General features: G+C 60.7%; 20 protein-coding genes. 12 read left to right on the plus strand and 8 right to left on the minus strand.

Annotated features, from left to right (window positions below; all coding sequences use genetic code 11):
* Positions 1–67: 67 nt before the first annotated feature.
* The 8 genes from AC1DCM_RS04160 to AC1DCM_RS04195 all read left to right on the plus strand — a co-directional run bounded on the left by AC1DCM_RS04160 (position 68) and on the right by AC1DCM_RS04195 (position 9,989).
* On the plus strand, positions 68–463 hold the full coding sequence (locus AC1DCM_RS04160; RefSeq protein WP_216925697.1) for an FKBP-type peptidyl-prolyl cis-trans isomerase: 396 nt from the start codon (positions 68–70) through the stop codon (positions 461–463).
* A gap of 97 nt (positions 464–560) precedes the next feature.
* Positions 561–2,600: a helix-turn-helix transcriptional regulator gene (locus tag AC1DCM_RS04165; RefSeq protein WP_477517388.1), complete on the plus strand. Its 2,040-nt coding sequence runs from the start codon at positions 561–563 to the stop codon at positions 2,598–2,600.
* Between the two features lie 9 nt (positions 2,601–2,609).
* A complete protein-coding gene (locus AC1DCM_RS04170; protein ID WP_442005316.1) occupies positions 2,610–2,960 on the plus strand; it encodes a hypothetical protein in 351 nt (116 codons plus the stop codon).
* A gap of 35 nt (positions 2,961–2,995) precedes the next feature.
* Positions 2,996–3,274 carry a Sec-independent protein translocase subunit TatA gene (gene tatA, locus AC1DCM_RS04175; protein WP_442005315.1) on the plus strand — a complete coding sequence of 93 codons (279 nt, stop codon included), beginning with the start codon at positions 2,996–2,998 and terminating at the stop codon, positions 3,272–3,274.
* A gap of 48 nt (positions 3,275–3,322) precedes the next feature.
* Positions 3,323–4,117, plus strand: coding sequence for a twin-arginine translocase subunit TatC (gene tatC / locus AC1DCM_RS04180; protein WP_477517418.1), 795 nt, complete (start codon positions 3,323–3,325; stop codon positions 4,115–4,117).
* A gap of 24 nt (positions 4,118–4,141) precedes the next feature.
* Positions 4,142–7,111, plus strand: coding sequence for a DEAD/DEAH box helicase (locus AC1DCM_RS04185; protein WP_477517389.1), 2,970 nt, complete (start codon positions 4,142–4,144; stop codon positions 7,109–7,111).
* Between the two features lie 54 nt (positions 7,112–7,165).
* A complete protein-coding gene (locus AC1DCM_RS04190; protein WP_477517390.1) occupies positions 7,166–8,827 on the plus strand; it encodes an amidohydrolase in 1,662 nt (553 codons plus the stop codon).
* Positions 8,828–9,245: 418 nt separating this feature from the next.
* Entirely contained in the window at positions 9,246–9,989 is a 744-nt protein-coding gene (locus AC1DCM_RS04195) for a polyprenol monophosphomannose synthase (RefSeq protein WP_442005312.1), read from the plus strand.
* A gap of 71 nt (positions 9,990–10,060) precedes the next feature.
* Here the strand turns inward: AC1DCM_RS04195 and AC1DCM_RS04200 are convergent, their stop codons facing one another.
* The 4 genes from AC1DCM_RS04200 to AC1DCM_RS04215 form a co-directional block, all read right to left on the minus strand.
* Positions 10,061–10,408: an RNA polymerase-binding protein RbpA gene (locus AC1DCM_RS04200; RefSeq protein WP_021470504.1), complete on the minus strand. Its 348-nt coding sequence runs from the start codon at positions 10,406–10,408 to the stop codon at positions 10,061–10,063.
* 255 nt (positions 10,409–10,663) lie between these two features.
* Positions 10,664–11,659: an SPFH domain-containing protein gene (locus AC1DCM_RS04205; RefSeq protein WP_442017808.1), complete on the minus strand. Its 996-nt coding sequence runs from the start codon at positions 11,657–11,659 to the stop codon at positions 10,664–10,666.
* A 96-nt stretch (positions 11,660–11,755) separates the two neighbouring features.
* A complete protein-coding gene (locus tag AC1DCM_RS04210) occupies positions 11,756–12,217 on the minus strand; it encodes an NfeD family protein (protein WP_442005310.1) in 462 nt (153 codons plus the stop codon).
* A gap of 83 nt (positions 12,218–12,300) precedes the next feature.
* A complete protein-coding gene (locus tag AC1DCM_RS04215; RefSeq protein ID WP_477517391.1) occupies positions 12,301–13,155 on the minus strand; it encodes a methyltransferase domain-containing protein in 855 nt (284 codons plus the stop codon).
* A 69-nt stretch (positions 13,156–13,224) separates the two neighbouring features.
* On the opposite strand from AC1DCM_RS04215, the gene AC1DCM_RS04220 reads away from it, so the two are divergent.
* Entirely contained in the window at positions 13,225–15,240 is a 2,016-nt protein-coding gene (locus tag AC1DCM_RS04220) for a S9 family peptidase (RefSeq protein ID WP_477517392.1), read from the plus strand.
* A gap of 21 nt (positions 15,241–15,261) precedes the next feature.
* Here the strand turns inward: AC1DCM_RS04220 and AC1DCM_RS04225 are convergent, their stop codons facing one another.
* Entirely contained in the window at positions 15,262–15,939 is a 678-nt protein-coding gene (locus tag AC1DCM_RS04225) for a peptide deformylase (RefSeq protein WP_477517393.1), read from the minus strand.
* A gap of 99 nt (positions 15,940–16,038) precedes the next feature.
* Between AC1DCM_RS04225 and AC1DCM_RS04230 the strand changes: the two genes are divergently transcribed.
* Positions 16,039–16,464 (plus strand): nuclear transport factor 2 family protein, encoded by a 426-nt coding sequence (locus AC1DCM_RS04230; protein WP_477517394.1) that lies wholly within the window; start codon positions 16,039–16,041, stop codon positions 16,462–16,464.
* A 26-nt stretch (positions 16,465–16,490) separates the two neighbouring features.
* On the opposite strand, the gene AC1DCM_RS04235 is transcribed toward AC1DCM_RS04230, so the two are convergent.
* Genes AC1DCM_RS04235 through AC1DCM_RS04245 form a run of 3 tightly spaced genes read right to left on the minus strand, consistent with a single transcriptional unit; the run spans position 16,491 to position 19,483 of the window.
* Entirely contained in the window at positions 16,491–17,621 is a 1,131-nt protein-coding gene (locus tag AC1DCM_RS04235; RefSeq protein ID WP_477517395.1) for an FAD-dependent oxidoreductase, read from the minus strand.
* Between the two features lie 9 nt (positions 17,622–17,630).
* The gene (locus AC1DCM_RS04240; RefSeq protein WP_477517396.1) at positions 17,631–18,350 is read right to left on the minus strand and encodes a class I SAM-dependent methyltransferase; all 720 of its coding nucleotides are present in this window, start codon (positions 18,348–18,350) and stop codon (positions 17,631–17,633) included.
* Positions 18,347–19,483: a type III polyketide synthase gene (locus AC1DCM_RS04245; protein WP_442017802.1), complete on the minus strand. Its 1,137-nt coding sequence runs from the start codon at positions 19,481–19,483 to the stop codon at positions 18,347–18,349. Before AC1DCM_RS04245 ends, AC1DCM_RS04240 begins: the two co-directional genes overlap by 4 nt.
* A gap of 232 nt (positions 19,484–19,715) precedes the next feature.
* Between AC1DCM_RS04245 and AC1DCM_RS04250 the strand changes: the two genes are divergently transcribed.
* On the plus strand, positions 19,716–22,109 hold the full coding sequence (locus tag AC1DCM_RS04250) for an ATP-binding cassette domain-containing protein (RefSeq protein WP_477517397.1): 2,394 nt from the start codon (positions 19,716–19,718) through the stop codon (positions 22,107–22,109).
* A 173-nt stretch (positions 22,110–22,282) separates the two neighbouring features.
* On the plus strand, positions 22,283–23,620 hold the full coding sequence (locus AC1DCM_RS04255) for an HAD family hydrolase (protein WP_477517398.1): 1,338 nt from the start codon (positions 22,283–22,285) through the stop codon (positions 23,618–23,620).
* The last annotated feature ends 6 nt before the right edge of the window (positions 23,621–23,626 follow it).

Here is a 23,626-nt window from a genome sequence, read left to right on the forward strand (position 1 = left end):
TGGCTAAGCTGGTTCCTGACACCATTCCTCCCTCACACCCATTCGTCCCCCAAAGCAAGGAGCAACCATGTCATTTGGTCAGCGTGACTTCGACCGCACCAAGCCGGAAATCGACTTCCCGGAAGGCGATGTTCCCACCGAACTCGTCATCACGGACCTCATCGAAGGTTCCGGCGCCGAGGCCAAGGCCGGCGATACCGTTTCCACCCACTACGTTGGCGTCGCCTGGTCTACCGGCGAAGAGTTCGACGCTTCCTGGGGCCGCGGCGCTCCGCTGGACTTCCGTGTTGGCGTGGGCCAGGTCATCCAGGGTTGGGACCAGGGCCTGCTGGGTATGAAGGTTGGCGGCCGTCGCCGCCTGGAGATCCCTTCAGAACTGGCGTATGGATCCCGTGGCGCCGGCGGAGCAATCAAGCCCAACGAGGCCTTGATCTTCGTCGTTGACCTCGTGGCTGTCCGCTAGGACGCAAGCTTCCTGCCAAGGCGCGTTACCTTCCGGCTTTGCCGGGCCGGTGACGCGCCTTGCTGCTTTCGCCCAGGTCTTTAGTAACGTAGCAAGCGTGTCCGCATCCCGCACTGAACGACTCCTGAATCTCCTGCTTGCCTTGCTCAACACCAGGGTGGGCCTTCCGCGCTCTGTCCTGCGGGAGAAGGTCTATCACGGCTCCGCTGAAAACGACATCGCGTTCGGACGCATGTTCGAGCGCGACAAAGTGGATCTGAAGCAGTTCGGTTTTGAGATCGAGACCCTCACCGACCCCCGCAGTTTCGGGTCCGACGATCCCGCATCAACGCGCTACCGCATCGGCAAGGATTCCAACAGGCTTCCTGATGTCAGCCTGACTCCCGCTGAATCCACTGTCCTCCTCCTTGCCGCCCAGTTGTGGGAACGCGCTGCTCTCGGCAACGCCGCAGTCAACGCTGTCCGCAAGCTTCAGGCCGCAGGCGGATTTACCGACGTCGACCTGCCTGCCGGTGTCCAGCCGAGGATCAAGCCAGCGGGACAAGCATTCGACGACGTCGTTGGAGCCATGCACGGCCGGCATGCGGTCCGCTTCGGGTACCTCGCCGGAAGCACCGGGCGTGAGGAATTGCGCGAGGTAGAACCTTGGGGCCTGGGGAGCCGGTTCGGGCAGTGGTACCTCGTGGGGTTTGACCGGGGGAGGGAAGCCAAGAGGATTTTCAGGTTGTCACGCATGACCACCGCCGTCTCAGTCATACCAAGCAGTTCCTTTGAGCCCCCCGCCGGTTTCAACGCCCGCGCGGAGCTGGATTCGCTCAACGAACTTCCCGTGCAGCAGGCTGTCGTGGACGTAGACGCCGGACGTCTTCTCGCCCTGCGTAAACGCGCTGTTTCCACCGATGCCGGGAAGGAACCGGCTGAGGAGGGATTGGGCGACCGGGACAGGCTCGTGGTGGACTTCCGGGATCCCGAGCAGTTCGCCGAGGAGCTGGCCTCGTATGGACCCCACGTCAAAGTCGTTGAACCTGCCGAGCTGCGTGCCGCCGTCGTACGCCGGCTCAAAAGCGCTGCGGAGTTCAATGCGTCTCCGGCCATCCCCGTGGAGTTCCCCGAAGCTGCGCGCGCGCAGCGATCAAGGAAACGCACGTCCGAAGACCAACTCACCCGCATGCTGCAACTGGTGCCCTTCCTCGTCCACCATCAGGGCCTGCACGTACAGGAGGTAGCCGACCGTTTCGGCATCAGCCGCAAAGCACTTATCGACGACCTAAAAATCCTGATCTGTTCCGGGCTGCCCGGAGGCTACCCGGACGACCTCCTGGACATCCAATGGGAAAACGACCATGTGTACATCACGGAGCATTTGGACCTGAACCGTCCTGTTCGCTTCAGCGAGGACGAAGCCGCGGCGCTGCTGACTGGATTGTCCATGCTCGGCGATCTCCCCGCACTTGCGGGTTTGTCCGAGGATGAACCGGGCAGTGCCCTGGAGTCTGTGACCATCAAATTGACCGGTGCCGCAGGACAGGCCGGACGCTTGGCCGGTGCCGTTGCAGGCCAGTCGGTGGCGCCCGAGCAATCGGAAGCCTTCGCCACCATCACGCACGCCATCAGGGACGGCCAACAACTGCGCCTGAGCTACCTTTCCCCTCAAAGAGATGAAGTGACCGAGCGCGACGTGGACCCCCTGCGGCTCTACTCCATGGACAATACCTGGTACTTCGAGGCCTACTGCCATAGCAAGTCGGGACTCCGGAATTTCCGGCTGGACCGGGTGCAATCCCTGGAACCCAATGGCCGTCCTGTCTCCGGGACGGCGACTGCTGATGCAGACTTTCCGGCAAGGCTCTTCACGCCCAGTGATGACGACGTCCTGGTGGTGCTTGAGTTGACCCGGCAGGGCGCTGGCCTGGCTGACGACTACTATGCCGAACGCACTGCGGAATTGCCCGACGGCGGGCTGCTCGCCGAGGTGCGCTTTGGAAATGTGGAGTGGTTACCGATGTTTGTGTCCCAACATGGAGGGACGGTGCGGGTGCTGGACCCTGCGGAGTTGCGTCAGGAAGTCCAAGCGTGGCTCACGGCGGCGCTTGCCCAATACGGCGAAGTTTCCTCGTCGGACAACGTGGCTGGCTAGACTACTCAGATGCCTTGGTGGTTTTGGATCCTGTTGTGGATCGCGCTCATAGCCCTGTCGTTGCTCCTTCATGTGACCCTTGGTTTTCGGCTGTTCAGGAAATTCATGGCCACTGTTCACGAATTAGGAGACGCCGGGAAACGTTTCAGCCATGTCTCTCCTGCCGCAGAAACCTCCGATGTTGAGGCCCCCGAGCGCCGGCCGGAGCCCGGATCCGCAATTTTTGCCTCGCCGGAGCAGATGCGTCATGATTACCTGACGGCCAAAGCCTTCCGCCAGGAAGTTCGTCGCCAGAAGCGCGTTCAGCGCAAAGCAGAGCGGGGTCAGCCCCAATCCCTGCACGACATTGAATTCAGATAGACGTAGGATGTATCCAAAAGGAAAGGACCTCCCCAATGGGACGACTATTTGACGGGCCGTGGCCAATCGTCATCATCATCATCGTTGCGCTTCTCCTGTTCGCTGCCCCCAAGTTGCCAGCGATGGCACGGAGCCTTGGACAGTCAATGCGGATCATCAAGTCCGAGGTCAAGGAGATGAAGAACGATGGCAAGTCCGACACCAAAGACTCTGCCGATACAACCGACGCCGTAGAGGGACGGGTTGTGGACCACCCCGACGCCAGGGCCAAGAACAACGGCGAAACCGACGTTCCGCCAGCCAACCGCGTCTAAGAAGAAGTGGTAACAACGAAAGGGCGCAAAGCCAATCCTGAAGCCCGGATGGCACTGCTTGACCATCTTAAGGAGCTGAAGAACCGCCTCATCAAAGCAGCGATAGGTGTAGTAGTCGCGGCTATTGCCGGCTGGTTTTTGTATGACCCGGTGATTGATGCTCTGAAGTCCCCGGTTGATTCGATCGCCGGCCATACCGGCGCCATCGCAACCATCAACTTCAGCAGCATAGCTTCCCCTTTCGACTTCAAGCTTCAGATAGCCATCCTGATTGGTCTGGTCATCTCCAGCCCCATCTGGATCTATCAGTTGTGGGCGTTCATCACGCCTGGACTCACGAAGAAGGAACGCCAGTACACCCTCGGTTTCATGGCAGCAGCTGTTCCTTTGTTTTTGGCCGGAGTCTGGGTTGGCTGGTTGGTGACACCCCAGGTTGTCAGGGCCCTTACGCAGTTCACGCCATCCGGCGTGGCCAACATTATCGACGCGAGAGACTACATCGACTTCGTCACTCGAATGATTTTGTTCCTCGGGCTCGCCTTCCTCGTGCCAGTGGTCCTGGTTGGCATCAACATGGCGGGCTTGGTTTCAGGAAAGACGATCTTGAAAGCCTGGCGGATCACCGTCTTTCTCGTCTTCGTTCTGGCGGCCGTAGCAGCCCCCGGCGCTGACGCCCTGTCTATGTTCCTCCTCGCTGGGCCGCTGCTGGTTTTGTTCTTCTCGGCCATCGGCGTTTGCATCTTCAACGACCGCCGGCGGGAACGCCGCGCCATCAAGCGCGCTGCTGAGACCGAAGCCACGGCAGATATTGCCACCCCGGCCTCGGATCTGGAGAATCTCTAGACCTCAGGCCATTAGGCTTGGTGCATGTCCTCCATTTCCGGGTCTCCATCACCATCAGACCGCTACCAGGCGGCAGCTCACCGGGCAGCTGAGGCCAAGACATATCTTGGTGCCTTTGCCTTGACGCTGGACTTCGAATTGGACGATTTCCAGCGTGAGGCGTGCCGCTCGTTGCAGGAAGGCCGCGGCGTCCTCGTCGCGGCTCCGACAGGTGCGGGAAAGACGATCGTTGGCGAGTTTGCCATCTACCTGGCTTTGGAACGTGGCCTCAAAGCGTTCTACACGACACCGATCAAGGCGCTGAGCAACCAGAAATTCTCCGAGCTCGCCGCCAAGTATGGTTCTGCCAACGTTGGCCTGCTGACGGGCGATACAACCATCAACGGTGAGGCGCCCGTTGTGGTCATGACCACCGAAGTCCTCCGCAATATGCTGTACGCCGACTCGGAGACCCTCGGCGACCTCGGCTTCGTCGTGATGGACGAGGTCCACTACCTCGCGGACCGCTTCCGCGGAGCCGTCTGGGAGGAAGTCATCATTCACTTGCCCAGTGAAGTGCAGGTTGCTTCGCTGAGCGCCACTGTGTCCAACGCCGARGAGTTTGGTGCCTGGCTGGATACCGTTCGGGGCGATACTGATGTCATCGTGTCCGAACACAGGCCCGTGCCATTGTGGCAGCACGTCATGGTGGGCAGGGAGATCGTCGACCTTTTTGCCGGCGATACCACTTTTGATGAAATCGCTCCCCAGATACCGGATACAGAAGTTCCGGATCTTAGCGATACTGACGACGCCGTGGACGAGGCCACCCTCCCGGCAGAAACCCGGAAGATCGCCGTAAAGAGTTCCGTGGCACCTCCTGTCCGTCAGGCAGTGACAGGCCCCGAGTTCGAAGTGAACCCGGATCTGCTGGCAATGGCCCGTTCCGAGAGCCGGATGAACTTCAACGGCCGATTCGGCCACGGTGGCCGGAGCCGCCGTCGGCAGGACCGCTATCGGGATGAACGGCAGAACACTGAACAGCGCAGTCCAGTTCGGAAAGCAAGCCGCCCCCAGGTTATTGAAAGCCTTAACCGTCAGGGCCTGCTGCCTGCCATTACGTTTATTTTTTCCCGGGCCGGTTGTGACGCTGCGGTGGCCCAGTGCGCGGCATCGGGACTATGGCTCACTACTGAGCGCGAACAACAGATCATTGCCCAGCGGGTGGATGAAGCAAGCCACGAAATCCCTGCAGACGATCTCGATGTTTTGGGGTTCTGGGGCTGGCGCGACGGCCTTATACGGGGCTTCGCCGCTCATCACGCAGGCATGCTTCCTACCTTCAAGGAGGTAGTGGAGAAGCTGTTTGCGGATGGCTTGGTCAAGGCGGTTTTTGCCACCGAGACGTTGGCACTCGGGGTGAACATGCCTGCGCGTTGCGTGGTATTGGAAAAGCTTGAGAAGTTCAATGGCGAAGCCCACGTCAACATCACGGCGGGGGAGTACACACAGCTCACTGGGAGGGCTGGACGCCGGGGTATCGACGTCGAGGGCCATGCCGTCGTACTGTGGCAGCCGGGAACAGATCCCGCTGCCGTGGCTGGCTTGGCGTCACGCCGCACCTACCCGCTGAATTCCAGCTTCCGGCCCACTTACAACATGAGCATCAACCTCATTGCCCAGTTTGGACGGGTCCGGGCACGGGAAATCCTCGAGTCGTCCTTCGCGCAGTTCCAGGCAGACCGTTCGGTGGTAGGGCTGGCCAGGCAGGTCCGTGGCCGAGAGGAGTCGTTGGCAGGATACGCGAAATCCATGGAATGCCATCTGGGCGACTTCACCGAATACGCCAGGCTCCGGCGGGAGCTCAGTGATACCGAACAGTTCGCTGAGCGGAACTACCACCGTGCGCGAAAGTCCAGGGTGGCTGACTCACTGACGCGGCTCATTCCAGGGGACGTCATCAGCGTCTCCAGCGGCAGACTGGCGGGCTACGCCGTCGTGCTTGATTCCGATGCCAATGCCCGCGAGCCGAGGCCTTCTGTCCTCACCTCGGACAATCAACTGCGCCGGATAGGCGTTCACGACGTCGATGCCCCGGTCTCTCCTGTGACCCGGATCAGGATCCCGAAATCCTTCAATGCCAAGGTCCCCAAATCGCGGCGTGACCTCGCCTCCTCCATGCGCCATGCCATCAGCGACGAAGCGCCCAAGTCGCGTCGCAACAGCAGGCATGAAGACTTTGGCCTGGGTTCCCGGCTCCCGGACCAGGAACAGAAGATCACTGAACTACGCAGGGCGCTCAGGGCGCATCCTTGCCATGGCTGCAGTGAACGAGAAGATCACGCCCGCTGGGGGGAGCGTTGGTGGAAACTTCGCAAGGAGACAGACGGGCTGATTCGCCAGATCCAAAGCAGGACCAACACGATTGCCAAGACCTTCGACCGCGTCTGCGATGTCCTGTCCGCCTATGGCTACCTCGAAACCAACGACGCCGGCAAGGTCACCATCAGCACGGATGGGCAGCGGTTGCGGCGCATTTACGGTGAGAAGGACCTGCTCATCTCGCAGTCCATCAGGCGGGGTGCCATCAACGATCTCGATGCTGCCGAGCTGGCCTCCTTGGCCAGCACCTTGGTGTACCAGGCAAAGCGTGAAGACCGGGGCCTTCGCCCGAGGATGCCTTCGATTGCACTGGAAACGGCTGTCGACATCGTCGTCCGGGAATGGTCGCAACTTGAGGACACTGAGGAACAGAACAGGCTTCCACTGACCGGCGAACCGGAGCTGGGCCTCATGTGGCCCATGTACAAGTGGGCCAAAGGCCGCCATCTTCAGGACGTGCTCAGCGGCACGGACCTTGCTGCGGGCGACTTCGTCCGTTGGGCAAAGCAAGTGGTTGACCTCCTGGACCAACTCGCCAAAATTCCACAACTGGATCCCCGCTTGACGCGGATCTGCCGTGAATCCATCGATCTGGTCCGCCGGGGCGTCGTGGCTTACTCCACCATCGCCTGACCCGGAACCGTTTTCGAGACCCAGACCTTCTTCAACGCTCGAGGAGCACACCGCATGAACCAGCCAGGCCTGTCCGCCGGCGACGGCCCCCACGAAAACGTTCACAAGGTGACCCTTTACCGGAACGGTTCGATCTATACCGCTGCCGATCCGTTCGCTACCGCCATGGTGGTGGACGGTGACACGGTCGCGTGGGTGGGTTCCGAGCAAGCGGCAACATCCATCGCTGATTCCACCATGGACATCATTGATCTTCGGGGAGCCCTCGTGGCGCCGGGCTTTGTTGACTCCCATGCGCACTTGACGGAGACGGGCCTCGCTTTGGCTGGACTGTCCTTGACGGGCTTGCGTTCTTCCCGGGAACTGCTGGACGCCGTTGCTGCCGCTGGCGGTACCGGGACTGTCTTTGGGCATGGCTGGGATGAAACAACCTGGCAGGATGCCACCCTTCCAACGCTTGAAGAGCTGGAACAGGCCTCGGGCGGCAGGCAGGTTTACCTTTCCCGCATTGACGTTCACTCCGCCCTCGTTTCATCCTCCCTTGCGGCGTCGGCAGGCCTTGCTGGCATGGACGGCTTCACGGGGGACAGCGGCCGCGTAGTCAGGACAGCCCACACCGCCGCCCGCCTCGCGGCCCGGCGCCTCAGTCAGGCCGAACGGAGTGGGTATCAGGAACAGGCCCTGCATTATGCGGCTTCCAACGGCTACGTTGCCTTGGCTGAAATGTCGGCCCCACACATTTGCGGGCCGGAAGATCTTCACATGGCCATGTCCTGGAACAGACAAGCCGGCAAACCGCAGGTGCTGCCGTATTGGGGCGAGCTGGCTTCATCGGAAGATCATGCCCGCAGGATCCTGGACAGCGTGGGCCCCGAGGTCCTGGGCTTGGCGGGAGATCTGAACATCGATGGTTCCATTGGTTCGCGGACAGCTGCCTTGAGGCAAGACTATTCCGATGCGCCAGGTCAACGGGGCAACGTGTATCTTTCAGTGGATGAAGTCGCCAAGCACCTTGCTGCATGCTCGCTGTTGGGCATCCAGGGCGGTTTCCACATCATCGGAGATGCAGGACTTGATGTTGCGCTTGAGGCATTGGACGCAGCAGCTGACGAGGTGGGGGAGCAGCGGATCCGCGCGGCGGGTCACCGCTTTGAACACGTTGAGCTCGCCGACCAGTCCGCCGTCGAGAAGCTGGCCAAGTACTCCGTGACTGTCAGCATGCAGCCGGCATTCGACGCTCTCTGGGGAGGCCCCGGGCGACTCTACGAGCAACGACTCGGCGGCCGCAGCAAGGCAATGAACACGTTTGCGTCCTTCTACGCCAGCGGAGTTCCGATCACCTTTGGCAGCGATAGCCCGGTCACACCGCTCAGCCCTTGGTCCAGCATCCGGGCTTGCCTGGAACACAGCAACCCGGACCAGCGCATTTCAGCCCGCGCGGCTTTCCTTGGCCATACGAGGGCGGGCTGGCGGGCCACCAAACACAGGAACCCTCTCATGGGCCAACTCGTCCCTGGCGCGCCAGCAAGCTTCGCGGTATGGGAAATTGAGGAACTCATGGTGCAAGTAGCGGATAGCCGTGTGCAATCGTGGAGCACCGATCCCCGAGCCCGCACCCCCTTGCTCCCGGCACTGGATACTGGCAGCGATCCTGTATGCCTGCAGACCGTGAGGGAAGGCCAGGAGCTCTTCGCTCACGAATCCCTCCGGGTCTGAGGGCACTATTTCCTTGGCTTCGAATGGGCCCCCTGAACTGGGACGATACACGAACCCGCAGGTCAAGTCCTGGTTGACAGCTTTTGTAAAGTCCGTAACATTGAGCCTCAACAGATCGTTAGGGCTTCGGGTTCTCCCGCGAGTAATTATCTGGTCGCGGCCAGAAAATGGTCTGGTGGCGGTACGCGAGTGGGCAGGCCCATAGGGTCCTAGAAAACAGTTCGTCCGGCAAAATAACTGTCCGGACAACACTGGTCCTGGGTCTATGGACCTGCCCTCAGCACTTAACCCTGTGTGGCCATGGCCACAGCTGCCCTTAGTAGTGCACTCGATCGTCCTATAATGGAGAGTTGCGCCAGAATGCCAGCCCCAAGGCTGGTCCGGCACACTGACCGCTCCATCAAGGAAAGGCCTCTTCTTGCGTGTCCTGACGATCATCCCTACCTACAACGAGCTGGAATCGCTCCCCAAGACATTGGGTCGGCTGCGGACAGCAGTACCTGAGTCGGACGTCCTGGTGGTTGATGACAACAGCCCGGACGGCACGGGACAGCTTGCCGACGGCATAGCCGCCGAGGACAAGCAAGTGCACGTACTGCACCGCAAAGGCAAAGAAGGCCTCGGCGCAGCCTACATCGCCGGCTTCAAATGGGGCCTCGCGGCAGGGTATGACGTCCTGGTCGAGATGGACGCCGACGGCTCCCACAAGCCCGAGCAGTTGCCCCTTCTTCTTGATGCCGTCAAGGAGGGCGCGGACCTTGCCATGGGCTCACGCTGGGTGCCGGGAGGCAGCGTTGTGAACTGGCCTCTCTACCGCCAAGCAATCTCCCGAATCGGCAGCACGTACGCCCGCCTCATGCTTGGTTTGAAAATCAAGGACGTCACGGGCGGTTATCGTGCTTTCCGCCGCAGCACACTTGAAGCCCTCAAGTTGGATGACGTGGATTCAGTGGGCTACGGCTTCCAGGTTGACCTTGCCTGGCGCGTGGCCAAGCTCGGCCTGCGTATTGAGGAGCGACCCATCACCTTCGTTGAGCGGGAACTCGGCGCATCGAAGATGAGCGGCAACATTGTGGTGGAAGCCATGATCAACGTCACCAAATGGGGCCTGGCAGCACGGTGGGCCAAGCTCACCAGAAAACAGCCTGCCCTCGCAAAGTAAAAATTCCACAAGAAAAGGCCGGACCAGTTCCCACGAGGAACCGGTCCGGCCTTTTTGCTTGAGTCTGAAGACTAAGCTGAGCGGCGCTCTCCGCGGCGCTCACGCAGGATGTTCAAACGATCCTCAAGGATCTGCTCCAGCTCCGGAAGGCTGCGGCGTTCCAGGAGCATGTCCCAGTGGGTACGGACGGCTTTCTCGTTGGCATCCACGGGACGCTCGCCATCTACGAGCAAGGCTTCCTTGCCAGTCTTGGAAACCCAAACAGGGGGGATCTCGGCTTCGGCAGAGAAGGTTACGAAGACCTGCTCGCCGTCCTCGCAGCGGTATTCAACCCGCTGGCGCGGTGCCGGTTCAACGCCGGACTCGGTTTCCATGCTTTGGGCGCCAAGACGCATACCCCGCAGGCTGCGATCGCTCATGATTACTCCCTCTGTCTGTTCGCGGAGCCTGAACCCCGCGCTAGCCGTAAGCCGTTATTACGGTCTCAACGGACTACTTCTGCACACCTTGCATCACTAATTGCAACGCCTGGCCAAGCTTTAATGTTCCATCCACACTGAACCAGCCGGACAAATATCCCATTATACGCCCATGGATAGCGAGTACCCAAAAGCAGTGCAAACGCAGCGAGCGGCCAGCCGCCTGGCTGACCGCTCAACTGCCTGACGACAGAGTTATTCTGTGGGCCGTGTCTGTGCCGCCGTGGTGGATTCCACCGGAGCCGCCGGTTCTGAAGCCGCAGCTTTGTTGCTGCCGCCAAACAGGCCAGCAGCATCGGAGTCACCGTTGACGCCTCCGAGCGCGCTGCCAATGCCCTTCAGGGCTTCGCCAACTTCGCTCGGGATGATCCACAGCTTGTTGGAACTCCCCTCCGCGATCTTGGGCAGTGTCTGCAGGTACTGGTAGGCCAAAAGCTTCTGGTCGGGGTTGCCTTTGTGAATGGCATCAAAGACCTTCTGGATGGCCTGGGCTTCACCGTCTGCCCGAAGGATGGCGGCCTTCGCATCACCTTCAGCTGCAAGGATGGCCGCTTGGCGCTGGCCTTCTGCCGTAAGGATCTGCGACTGCTTGGTTCCTTCAGCAGTCAGGATGGCTGCTCGACGGTCGCGCTCTGCACGCATCTGCTTTTCCATCGAGTCCTGGATGGAGTGGGGCGGATCAATAGCCTTCAGTTCCACGCGCGAGACGCGGATGCCCCAGCGGCCTGTGGCCTCGTCCAATACTCCACGCAGCTGGCCATTGATCTGGTCACGGGAGGTTAGCGCCTCTTCGAGGTTCAGGCCACCCACAACGTTACGAAGTGTGGTGGTAGTCAGCTGCTCTACCGCCTGGATGTAATTGGCGATTTCGTAGGTGGCCGCCCGGGGGTCCGTTACCTGGAAGTAGACCACGGTATCGATCGAAACCACGAGGTTGTCCTCGGTGATCACTGGCTGCGGCGGGAAGGACACCACCTGCTCACGGAGGTCAAGCAACGGCAAGAGCCGGTCGACGAACGGAATAAGGATGGTGAGGCCGGGGTTGAGCGTGCGTTGGTACTTACCGAGGCGTTCAACGACGCCGGCACGTGCTTGCGGGATGATCCTTACCGACCGGACCAACACGATGATGACAAAAATGACGAGAACAATCAGCACAACTGCTGCCGCTGTTCCTCCTAAACCGTCCATGCGTCTCCTTGATTCCCCAATTGCGTGGCTTGCTTTGGCCATTTGCGGGCAGGCTGCCAAGCCGTTATCCGCAGAATTCTGGTTTTCCGGTTCGAATCAGCGCGGGCTGTTTTCCGCAGGCGAGGCAACTACCGCCGTCGCGCCGTCAATCCTGGTGACCTGAACCGTGGCACCGGCGTCGAGGACTCCGGCGGTGCTGCGCGCACTCCAGACGTCGCCGCCGATCTTTACCAGCCCACTGGTGCCCGTGACGGCTTCGATGACGAGGGCGGGTTGACCGATAAGGCGGTCGATGTTCGTCCGCTGTTCTGCTGGTCCCTTATGCAGGTGCTTCAAGGCGACCGGCCGGACGAAGGCGATCATCAAGAGGGAGACCACGCTGAAGATGACGATCTGGAGCCAGAAATCGGCGCCGGCGAAGTCCGCGACCAATCCCGCTAGTGCGCCGCCGCCGAGCATGATGAAGAAGAGGTCGAGGGTAAGCATCTCCACCACCGCGAACGCGAGGAAGACCGTGAGCCAGAGCGCCCACCAGTTCTCGCCGAGCCATTCAAACATCAATTCCCCCTTGGTCCCGGATTCCGCCACAGGCGGGATCACAGTCGCTGTTCCTCCATCCTAGCCCGAGGCTGAGTCCCTCGTCAGGAAGCCGAAGCCCCCACTGTGAAGCGGCTGATTCGGAACTTCGCGGTGGTTGCTACGGTCCCCTGCTCATCGGCCAGAAGTGCGAGTTCTTCGGGCTTGATGTGGTGGCCGGCTGGCCCCATATAGGCGATGTCGGCCAACTCGGAGCCCGTGAGGATGAGCGGCACGTCCAGGTTGTACGTTGAATTAGCGTGGAAATAGCCGCCCATCGACTCAGCCAAGCGCTCGGCCTTGCCTTCCTCAATGCTGAGCATTCCGGTGCGGGCAGCGATTTCAGCTAAATGTCCGGGCTGCGGCGTCACCACAATCAGTTGTCCACCAGGCCGCAGTACTCGGGCAAACTCTGACGGATTCCGTGGGGCGAACACCACCAGCACGACGTCCACCGCGTCATCGGCAATGGGTAGCGGACGCCAAATGTCCCAGACGAGGTTGGCAGCGTCCCCGTTGAGCCGCGCGGCGCGACGCAGCGCGAATTTGGAGATGTCCAGCCCTATCGCGGAGGCCGGAGTGGTTTCAAGGACGCGGTGGAGGTAATGCCCGGTGCCCGTTCCGGCGTCGAGAACCACGGCCCCGGGCCTCTGCAGCGATGGAGCTACGAAACTGGCGACGCGATCGGCCAGCGCAGCGTAGTGTCCGCTGTCCAGGAATCGCTGGCGGGCTCCTACCATCTCCGCCGAATCAGCTTCGAAAACTGTGCCCTTGCCTGTGAGCAGGTTGAAGTAACCTTGTTTCGCGGCATCGAATACATGCCCGGAATCGCAAACAAGCCGCCGCTGTGGATCCTCGATGAGCTGAAAACGCCCTTCGCAAACGGGACAACGGAGGGCGGCAACGGCGTCGGACAACATGGATTCAATCCTACGGTGGGCCGGAGTGTCTGGTGCCGGCGCCAAGCCAGCGGGGCTAGGCTCACCAAGGTGAAACCCGAGCAACTGCCTTTGTTGAACTCCGTCTCCGCCCCTGCCATCCATCCGGACGGCACCAAAGCGGTGGTATCCGTGGTCAGGCCTGATTTCAACGCCGATGCGTACGTCGGTCAATTGTGGAACGTACCGCTGGACACCACCAAGCGCCCACGACGCATCACCCGCGGGTTCAGGGACACTTCCCCGGCTTTCTCGCCTGACGGCCTGGTTTTGGCCTTCCTGCGGAGCGACGCAGAGGGAAAAGCACAACTGTTTGTTGTGGAGTCGGCAGGGGGCGAACCACAACAGGTCACGGATCAGCACGCCGGGGTCAACGGGTTTGCGTGGGCTCCCGATTCCCATCGGATGGTCTTCACCAGCCGTGTTGCCGAACCGGGCCGCTATGGAACGGTCGACGGCGTTACTTCCGGCAGCGAAGACGCCCGGCTTATCGCCGTGAACCAGTACCTGATGAACGGCGTGGGATACGTCCTGGACCAGCGCCAGCAACTGTTTGTGATCGACGTGCCGGAATTGGATGGCGAGCCTGTTGTCATTCCCCGCGGCAGAGCCGCCCACGAACGGCCAGGCGCCAGGGTAACCGGTGTTCCCGATGCCAGGCAGATGACGTTCGGCGAATCAGACCATGAGGCGCCCTGCTTCTCGGCCGACGGCAGATTCCTCTATTTCGTAGCCGCTCTCCACGACGGGCACGATGAAGACCTCGTAACGTCGGTGTATCGGATGGACGCAACAGGCGGCGAACCCCAGCTCGTCAAACCTCACAACCCAAAACTGCAGACCGTCAACGCTGTCAGGGCGTCCACCGATGGCCGCTCGCTGTTCTTCACCGCGCAGGACCTGGGCGACACAGGACGTGACTTTGTCGCGCGCAACAGCGTTCTCTACTCAATGCCTGTCATCGGGGGAGATGCGGTGGCCCTGACCGACGTCGAGCATTTGGACGTCTCGGGTCCGCTGGAACCGAGCGGACCCGACAGCGTCCTGGTCTTGAACACAGCGCTGGGCAGCGTGGAGCTCCTCGATGTCACTGCAGAAGGAAGCATTACACCGCTCGTCCATGGAGCCCGGGTAGTCAACGGCGCCACTGTCGCTGCCAATGGTGAAATTGCCGTCAGCTTCCTGGACGCGTCTACCGCCGGCGACGTCGCCTCCCTGGAGCGTGGTGAACTGCGTCTGCTGACGGACTTCTCGGCGGGACTACGGAATAACTCACGAGTCAGCGAGCCCGTGGATTTGCAGGCAACCGCCGACGACGGATACCCCGTGAACGGTTGGTTGGTGCTGCCCGACGGCCCCGGACCGCACCCCGTCCTGCTGAACATCCACGGGGGTCCGTTCTCCCAATACACGGGAGCCTTCTTGGACGAAGCCCAAGTCTCCGCAGCTGCGGGATACGCAGTAGTGATGTGCAATCCGCGGGGCTCGTCAGGCTACGGACAATCACATGGCCGGGTCATCAAGGAGCGCATGGGAACCGTGGACATGCAGGACGTGCTCGCCTTCCTGGACGCTGCCCTGTCCGCCCACGCAACCTTGGACGCAGACAGCGTGGGCATCATGGGCGGTTCCTATGGCGGTTACCTCACAGCCTGGACCATCGCACACGACCACCGTTTCAAAGCGGCCATTGTCGAACGCGGATTCCTGGATCCTGTCAGCTTTGCCGGCACGTCCGATATCGGCTGGTTTTTTGGCGGCGAGTACGCTGGAGCCTCACCCGGTCAGCTTGTGGCGCAGAGCCCCTTGGCCGTAGCCGCGGCCGTCATGACCCCGACTCTGGTAATCCACAGCGAAAACGACCTTCGGTGTCCTCTTGAACAAGGGCAGCGGTACTATGCGCTCCTCAAAGATAGAGGAATTCAGACGTCGTTACTCGTCTTCCCGGGCGAGGACCATGAACTGTCGCGTTCGGGGACTCCACACCACCGAAAGCAGCGGTTCGAACACATCCTTGCGTGGTGGGCCAGGCATCTGCCTACGGCTTCAAACCATATGGGGGAATGATGCATGAAGAGGAGCAGCTAGCTAGCCGTGCAGGAAACCGAGGGTCCGGCGCGCGTCCTCAATGTCCGGGTTGGTCCACCGTAGGGAGTGTTCGGCGTTGCTGGAGAGGGAACGCATTTCTGCTTTGTCCACGTAGAGAACTCCCTGGAGGTGGTCTGTTTCGTGCTGCACAATGCGTGCCTGCCATCCTGAGAACCATTCCTCCACGGGGCGCCCCTCTGGCGTGAGGTAGCTCAATTCCACATTGCGATACCTGGTGACCACCGCTTGGTAGCCACTCACTGACAGGCATCCCTCATAGAAGGACGCTGTCTCATTGCCCAAGAGCCGATATTGCGGGTTGAGCACAGCCATGAACTCCATTGGCTCCCTGTGACGGACCGTTGCCGACTCCGGATCCACCTCGTACTTGTCTTCAAGGACTGCCAACTGCAACGGAATGCCCAACTGCGGAGCCGCCAGTCCAACCCCCGGTGCCGCATGCATGACCTCACGCATCCGCTCGATGAACGCCGCCAATTCAGCGCCATCAAGCTGGCCGTCATAGGGCGCCGCCTGTTGCCGGAGGACGGGGTGCCCGGCTTGAACGATCGGCGGAAGTTCCTCGGTTTCAAGTAGCCGCAGGACTGCGTCCCTGATCTGAAGGGGATTAAAATCAGTGGCCGGGCTGGGCGCCTCGGAGTGAGGTTGCTGCGTCATGACTCGAGCCTAGCGCGAAGGCTCCGCTTCGCGCCTGCGTCCTGCACTACGGTTCGCCCTTGCCGGGCCTCTGTCTCCGCGTTCAGCTAGGCTCGTCGAATGAGCGAAAGCAACCCCCTGGACCATGTACTCGGATTTATCAGGACGGTTGAGGCCGGCGGCGGCGCCGCTGAGATCAGCCCATACCTGGCTCACGACTTTACACTCACGGAGTGGCCGCACGCACTATCCAAGACCGGGTCCACCAGGACTCTTCAGGAGACTCTCACCGGCGCGGATCACAGTAAGAACATCGTGGCGAACCAGAGCTTTGAGGTGGTCCGGACCACCTGCGAAGGCAATCGGGTAGTCCTGGAGATGAACTGGTCAGCCACATTGCTGCTGGACCTCCCGCACTGGGACGCTGGCGAAACCATACGTGCGCGGAGCACAGCTGTTTTTGAACTACGGGATGGATTAATCGTCAGCCAGGACACCTACGACTGCTACTACACCCTTCCCGAACAGGCAGCCGCAGGCTCCTGAATGAACGCTGGAGGAACGTGGACGAGCTAGCGCATGGTGAAGCGCCGCTCCACCAGTGCTGAGACCCCGGGCAGTTCCAAGGCATGGGCAAAAAACGAGTTTCTGGCCGCCATGATTGCCGGAGGCAGAGGCCTTCCAAGCGCCATGTTCARCCCCGCCTGCAAGGAGGCGCGGGCCGCTGCCCGGCGTCGGTCCTTCTCGAACAGCTGAAGCTGGCGGCCGACGCCCTGCCCCCTGAGGGAGGCATCAATGAGAGGTGCCAAGGCAGCCGCGTCAAGCCATCCAAGATTCATTCCCTGGCCACCGATGGGGCTGATCTCATGGGCGGCATCGCCCAACAACACGGTTCTGCCATGGATCATGCGCCCCGCAAGCCTGGATTGGACATCAAATGCACTCAGCATGGTGTTGCTGTCCGAATCCAGCACGGCCCCGGTCCTGGCGTGGACCATGGCAGCCAGGTTGGCCGCCGTCGCGCCTCTGGCCGGGGCTCCCAGCCGTACCACCCATCGCCGAACCTCTCCAGGCAAAGGGAAAGACTCGACGATGCCCTCCGGCTCCAGATACAGGACCGCGTTGTCTCCGTGGCCTGTCCCATCGGTGAAGTCGCCCATCAGATAACTATCCGGATAGTTACGGGCCGGGAGGTCGGGGAGAAGACGTTCTCGTATCAGCGAGTGGGCTCCGTCAGCTGCCACCAAAAGACGGCTGGTGAAGGTGCGTTCCCCGGAAGCTGAGGCCGCTCGGACGCTGACAGTGCCGCCGTCGTCGGCAAAATCGCGAACGTCCGCGCCGCGGACGATCGCGTCCGGGTCCAACGCAAGGACTGCTTGCTCCAGTGCCTGCTCCGTCACTGGTTGCGGGACCGCGAGGATGAAGGGAAAGTGCGGGTCCCCTGAAAAAGGCAATTCGGCGATTTTCCTGCCTTTGCTGTAGGCAATGCCCCGCTCGATCCGCACGCCGGATGCCAACAACGGCTCGGAAAGACCGGCCCTTTCCAGTTCGCCAAGCGCCGGCGGGTGAATCCCTATCGCCCTTGAACGGTGGCTCCTGTTCAGTCGGCGTTCAAGGATTCGGACCTGGTGCCCTCGTTTGAGCAATAAAGTGCCCATGAACAAACCGACAGGACCGGCACCCACGATGATGACGTCAAGCACGTCCGTCCCTCATGTCCAGGATCCATTGCCGTCATGCTCGTAGACGAGCAGGTTGTGCCATGGTCCGTTTCGATCCACCCTCCATCCTCCCGGAGCCGCCGTTTGGAGCTCTGCAGAGGTGAAACTGCGTTTGATGGAGACCAAACCATCTCCGCAGATGAAGGAGCCAACGCCCAAAGGCCAAAAGCCAGCCGCGAAGAGAAGGTAGGCGATGTTGCTCCGTTTGAGATCGTTATGCAGCGCGAGCCTGCGGCTCAGTACTTCTGAGTCCTTCAACACTCCGGCGAGTTGCTCAGCGTCGAGGTGGTGGAGCATGTGGTTCGACAGGACGATATCGAAACTGCTGCCCTCGGTCACAAGCTCGGCACTGTGCGCCCGCCGGTAGGTGACGCCTTCCACCGCTGGCGCACGGGTCGCAAAATTGTATGCCCGTTCGTCAGGGTCTATGGCAGTCACCTCTAACGCAAATCCATCCTTAGCCGCCCATTTGGCCAGGCTTCGAGCGACGTCCCCACCACCGCACCCGATGTCCAGGACCGACGCCGTGCCACTCGCTGCGAGAACTGGCCGGAAGCGGTCACGGTACGTCCGGTGCCATCCGGAAAGGAGGCGGTTAACCACCGGGAAGCGGGCGTAGCTGCGATCCAGGCGCTGGAGGTCACAATCAGGCCGGTCCATGTCCTCGATGGCCTGCAAGTCCCTGTCCTTCAGGAATCCCCACGGGCTCACAGGCTGGGAGAGACCAGGGTAAAGAGGCCAGTCTCCACCGTAAGGCCGGGACCGAACGCCATGGAGCAGATCCGCTCCTCGCGTTGGTTTGCGGCCTGTCCGAGCATGTACTTCAAAACAAACAGCACAGTGGCGCTACTCATATTGCCGTATTCCCTGAGAGTCTCCCTTGCCGGGACCAGTTGCTCCGCAGTGAGTTCGAGCTTGGATTCGACCTTGTCCAGAATGCTGCGCCCACCCGGATGAATGGCCCAGTGCATTATGTCCCGATAGGGCAGTCCTGCCAGTTGAGGCTCCTTGGCGAGCAGCGGCTCCAAGGCGCCGGTGATGTGCTCCTCGATGATGTGGGGCACATACGAACCCAAGACCATTTCAAAACCCTCGTCACCGATGTTCCAGGCCATCGCTTCTTCACCTACGGGAGTGAGGACCGTTTCGAAGTGGTCCAGCCTGATGACGGGCTCAGGCCCTTGCGGTTCCTTGGACGTCACGATGGCCGCGGCTGCACCGTCGCCGAAGATCGCCGAGCCCATGATGGTGTCAGGGTCGTTGGAGGTGCGCACATGCAGGGAACAAAGCTCCACACAGATAACCAGAACGACGGCGGCTGGATCAGCGAGGCAGAACTGCTTGGCTGCTTTCAGGGCTGGAAAAGCGGCGTAGCAGCCCATGAAGCCCAAGTGGTAACGCTGCACGGAGGGGTTCAGTCCCAGTGCTCGGACGACCTTGTAGTCGGGACCAGGGTTGAAGAATCCAGTGCAGGAAACAGTAATGACATGAGTGATGTCATCGAGATCGATATCCGGTACGCGCGCTACTGCAGCTTTGCCGGACTCTATGAAGAGCTTGGTGGCCTCTACGGCAAAAATCTCGTTCCGGACTTTGGTGCTCGGGCTTAGCACTTGGTTGGTTGAGGGATCGAAGAATCGTGGATTTTCGGGATGCGCGTCCAGGCTCAGCTCTTCCACCGCCGTATAGCGGGTATCTATGGCAGCGGAGTCGAAGCAGGTGGAGACCAGTCGCGACCCCAGCCGGGTGAGGCCTGGTTGCGCTGCGAAGACATCGCGTGCCTGCGACTGTACGAGGATGGTTGGCGGAACTGCGGTTTCAAGGGACCTCATGTATACCGGCATGCTTCATTCTTAGTGAGTCCGCAGCTGAAGACAATGGTTGGAGTGGTTCAGGATTCGCGTCCTCCCGAAGGCATGCAGCGCAGGCCGTTAGTGTGGACAATGACCGTTGCCGCTTTCGCGACGACGAACGAGAATTTTACGTACTGACCGAGGCTGGCCGGTCCGGGCCAGGCGGGCCGACGAGCTTTTGGGCAGCGCCGACCAACAGATGGTGCCTAAAGATGGAGAAATCATGAGCATTGCCACGAGCACCGACACGCAGTCTGCTGCGTCGCACGTAGCAGACACCCACGACCTCATTCGGGTGCAGGGTGCGCGCGAGAACAACCTCAAGGACATCAGCGTAGAGATCCCCAAACGTCGTCTCACTGTGTTCACGGGTGTCTCCGGCTCGGGCAAGAGTTCTTTGGTCTTTGCAACCATCGCCGCAGAATCCCAGCGGATGATCAATGAGACATACAGCGCTTTTGTTCAGGGCTTCATGCCTTCGTTGTCACGGCCGGATGTGGACATGCTGGAAGGCCTGACAACGGCCATCATCGTGGACCAGGAGAGGATGGGCTCGAATCCGCGCTCAACCGTGGGCACTGCGACAGATGCCAATGCCATGCTCCGCATTCTCTACAGCCGGCTCGGGCAGCCCCACATCGGGTCGCCAAACGCGTACTCATTCAACGTGCCCACCGTTAAGGCCAGCGGGGCCATCACCGTCGACCGCGGCGAGGGCAAAACCAAGACGGAGAAGGCCAGCTTCAACCGACTGGGCGGCATGTGCTCACGCTGTGAGGGAATGGGCTCGGTCAACGATTTCGATCTCACCGCGCTCTACGACGACAGCAAGTCCTTGAACGAGGGCGCGCTCACGATTCCCGGGTACACGATGGATGGCTGGTATGGCCGGATCTTCAGCGGATCAGGCTACTTCAATATGGACAAGCCAATTGCCAAGTTCACCAAGAAGGAGCTCCACGACCTCCTGTACCGGGAACCCACCAAAATCAAGGTCGAAGGCATCAACCTCACCTACGAAGGTGTCATCCCCAAAATCCAGAAATCGATACTCTCAAAGGACGTTGACGCACTTCAACCACACATCCGCGCCTTCGTGGAGCGGGCCATCACTTTCACCACCTGTCCGGAGTGTGAAGGCACCAGGTTGAGCCCGGAGGCACGTTCTTCCAAAATCAGCGGCAAGAGCATTGCGGATGTGTGCAAGATGCAGATCAGTGACCTTGCTTTGTGGATCCGTGAAATCAATGAGCCTTCAGTGGCGCCGCTTCTCAAGGGACTACAGCACCTTCTGGACTCCTTCGCCGGGATAGGCCTCGGATATCTTTCCCTCGATCGGCCTGCCGGTACATTGTCCGGGGGAGAGGCGCAGCGAACCAAGATGATCCGGCATCTGGGCTCATCCCTGACTGACATCACCTACGTCTTCGACGAGCCAACCATAGGGTTGCACCCGCATGACATCGAGCGCATGAATCAGTTGCTGCTGCAGTTGCGGGATAAAGGCAACACTGTCCTGGTAGTCGAGCACAAGCCTGAAACGATTGCGATCGCTGACCACGTGGTGGATCTGGGTCCCGGCGCGGGCACAGGCGGCGGCACCGTCTGTTTCGAAGGCGATCTGGACGGGCTGCGGGGGAGCGACACCATCACTGGACGCCACCTCGACGATCGCGCATCCATTAAGGAGCAGGTTCGTTCCGCCTCCGGCACTCTTGAGGTCCGTGGCGCCTCCACCAACAACCTTCAAAACGTGGATGTTGATATTCCATTGGGCGTGCTGTGTGTGCTCACCGGGGTGGCCGGATCGGGCAAGAGCTCGCTCATTCACGGGTCCGTAGCCAAACGTGACGGTGTCCTGGTGATCGACCAAGGTGCAATCCGGGGTTCCCGCCGAAGCAATCCTGCAACCTACACCGGTCTCCTAGAGCCCATCCGCAAGGCATTCGCCAAGGCCAACAACGTGAAACCGGCACTTTTCAGCTCCAATTCCGAAGGCGCTTGCCCCACCTGCAACGGCGCCGGGGTCATTTACACGGACCTGGGCGTCATGGCCACTGTGGAGTCAACGTGCGAGGAATGTGAAGGGAAGCGCTTCCAGGCATCCGTACTGGAGTACAGGCTTGGTGGCCGCAATATTGCAGACGTGCTTGCAATGTCTGTCAACGAGGCTGGGATCTTCTTCAGCGAAGGCGAAGCACGCACACCGGCCGCCCACAAGATCCTGGACCGCCTTGCCGACGTCGGGCTTGGTTACCTGACGCTTGGCCAGCCGCTCACCACACTGTCCGGTGGGGAACGCCAGCGGCTCAAGCTTGCCACGCAAATGTCGGAGAAGGGCGACATCTACATCCTGGACGAGCCGACCACAGGCCTTCACCTGGCCGATGTCCAGAACCTGCTCGGCATGCTGGATCGTTTGGTCGAGTCAGGAAAGTCAGTCATCGTCATCGAGCATCACCAGGCCGTCATGGCACATGCGGACTGGATTATCGACCTCGGGCCCGGCGCCGGACACGACGGCGGCAAAATTGTTTTCTCTGGCACGCCAGCTGACTTGGTGGCTGACCGCTCGACGCTGACCGGCAAGCACCTGGCGGCTTACGTCGGCGCTTGATACTCGATTGGCCTGAAAAGACGCCAATCCAGCTTGTTGGGAATCCGTCTGTAGCCGCTTCTCAACTAAGCTTTTTTGCGGGATTCCTTGACTATTCCCTGTGATGTGACCCACACTTACTCAAGATTTGGACTATTTACAGACCATTAAAGATCTTGAGCGCAGGGGGAAGCATGTCCACATTTTCGTCAGGCTTGGTCAAGGGTGACAACACCCACGCGAAGGAATCTCGCCGGAAGCACCATTTCCGGTTTGCGACCACTGTGGCGGCAGTGGCGATCCTCATGTCGGCCACGTCGTGCGCCCCGCCACTTGCAACCGGCATTGAGCCAGCAGCCGAGTGCCGCCAACTTGACGCCAAACTGACGTGGCCGGATGAGGTCCGGGAACAACTACAAAAGACCATCGACGCCCACAGCAGCTGCACCGGAACATCCCGCGGAGACCAGGCTCCCGTGGCGATCTTTGACTGGGACAACACCGTGGTGAAGAACGACATCGGCTACGGCACGAACTTTTGGATGCTGCGGCACGACAAAGTCCTGCAACCGGCGAACAAGGACTGGAAAAGCACAAACCGCTACCTTACAGATGCGGCAGCGAAGGCGCTGACAGCGGCCTGCGGCACTGACACTCCCGCAGGCCAACCTCTCAAGACCAGCAGCAACATTGACTGCGCCGATGAAATCCTCGCCATCCTTGAGGACAAGACGCGTTCCGGCGAACCGGCATTTGAGGGCTTCAATGCCCGCCACCTCATAGGCGCCTACGCCTGGGGTACGGCTCTCTCTGCAGGATATACCGAGGAGCAACTCGGCCAGTTCGCACTGGCGATGAAGCAGGAGAACCTCTCCGCAGCACAAGGCAGCATGCAGGCTGTTGGAAGCCAGCAAGTGGACGGTTACATCCGGATCTACCCACAGATGAAGGACCTCATCGGTGTCCTTCAGGCACACGGCTTCGAAGCCTGGGTGGTGTCCGCATCGCCGGAGCCGGTGGTCAAGGCCTGGGCCGGCGACGTCGGCATCGACGCCGGGCACGTCGTGGGCGTCCGCAGCGTATACGAGGACGGCATCCAAACGTCCCACCTGAAAGGCTGCGGCGGAATACCCGACGGCGAAGATTCCGTCATGACCTACATCGAAGGAAAACGTTGCTGGGCCAATCAGGTGATCTTCGGCGTCGAGGGTCCTTCAGCCTTTGAGCAGCTGCCTGCCGAACGCCGCCAGATCCTGGCCGCCGGTGACTCCGGCACAGACGTAACCTTCGTTGGCGACGCCACCGAAGCCAGGATGGTGGTGAACCGGAACAATGCCGAAATCATGTGCCGCGCGTACGACAACGAGGACGGCAAGTGGTTGATCACGCCAATGTTCATCGACCCCAAACCACAGCGTAGTGAGCCGTATCCATGCACCACCAAGGCGTACACCAACCCGGACAGCAGCAAGGGGCCGGTGATGCGCGGGGACGGCAGCCTCATCCCGGATCAGGCGGACCGTGTCCACTGAGGGGAT

The sequence above is a fragment of the Paenarthrobacter sp. 10N417 genome (assembly GCF_056394745.1).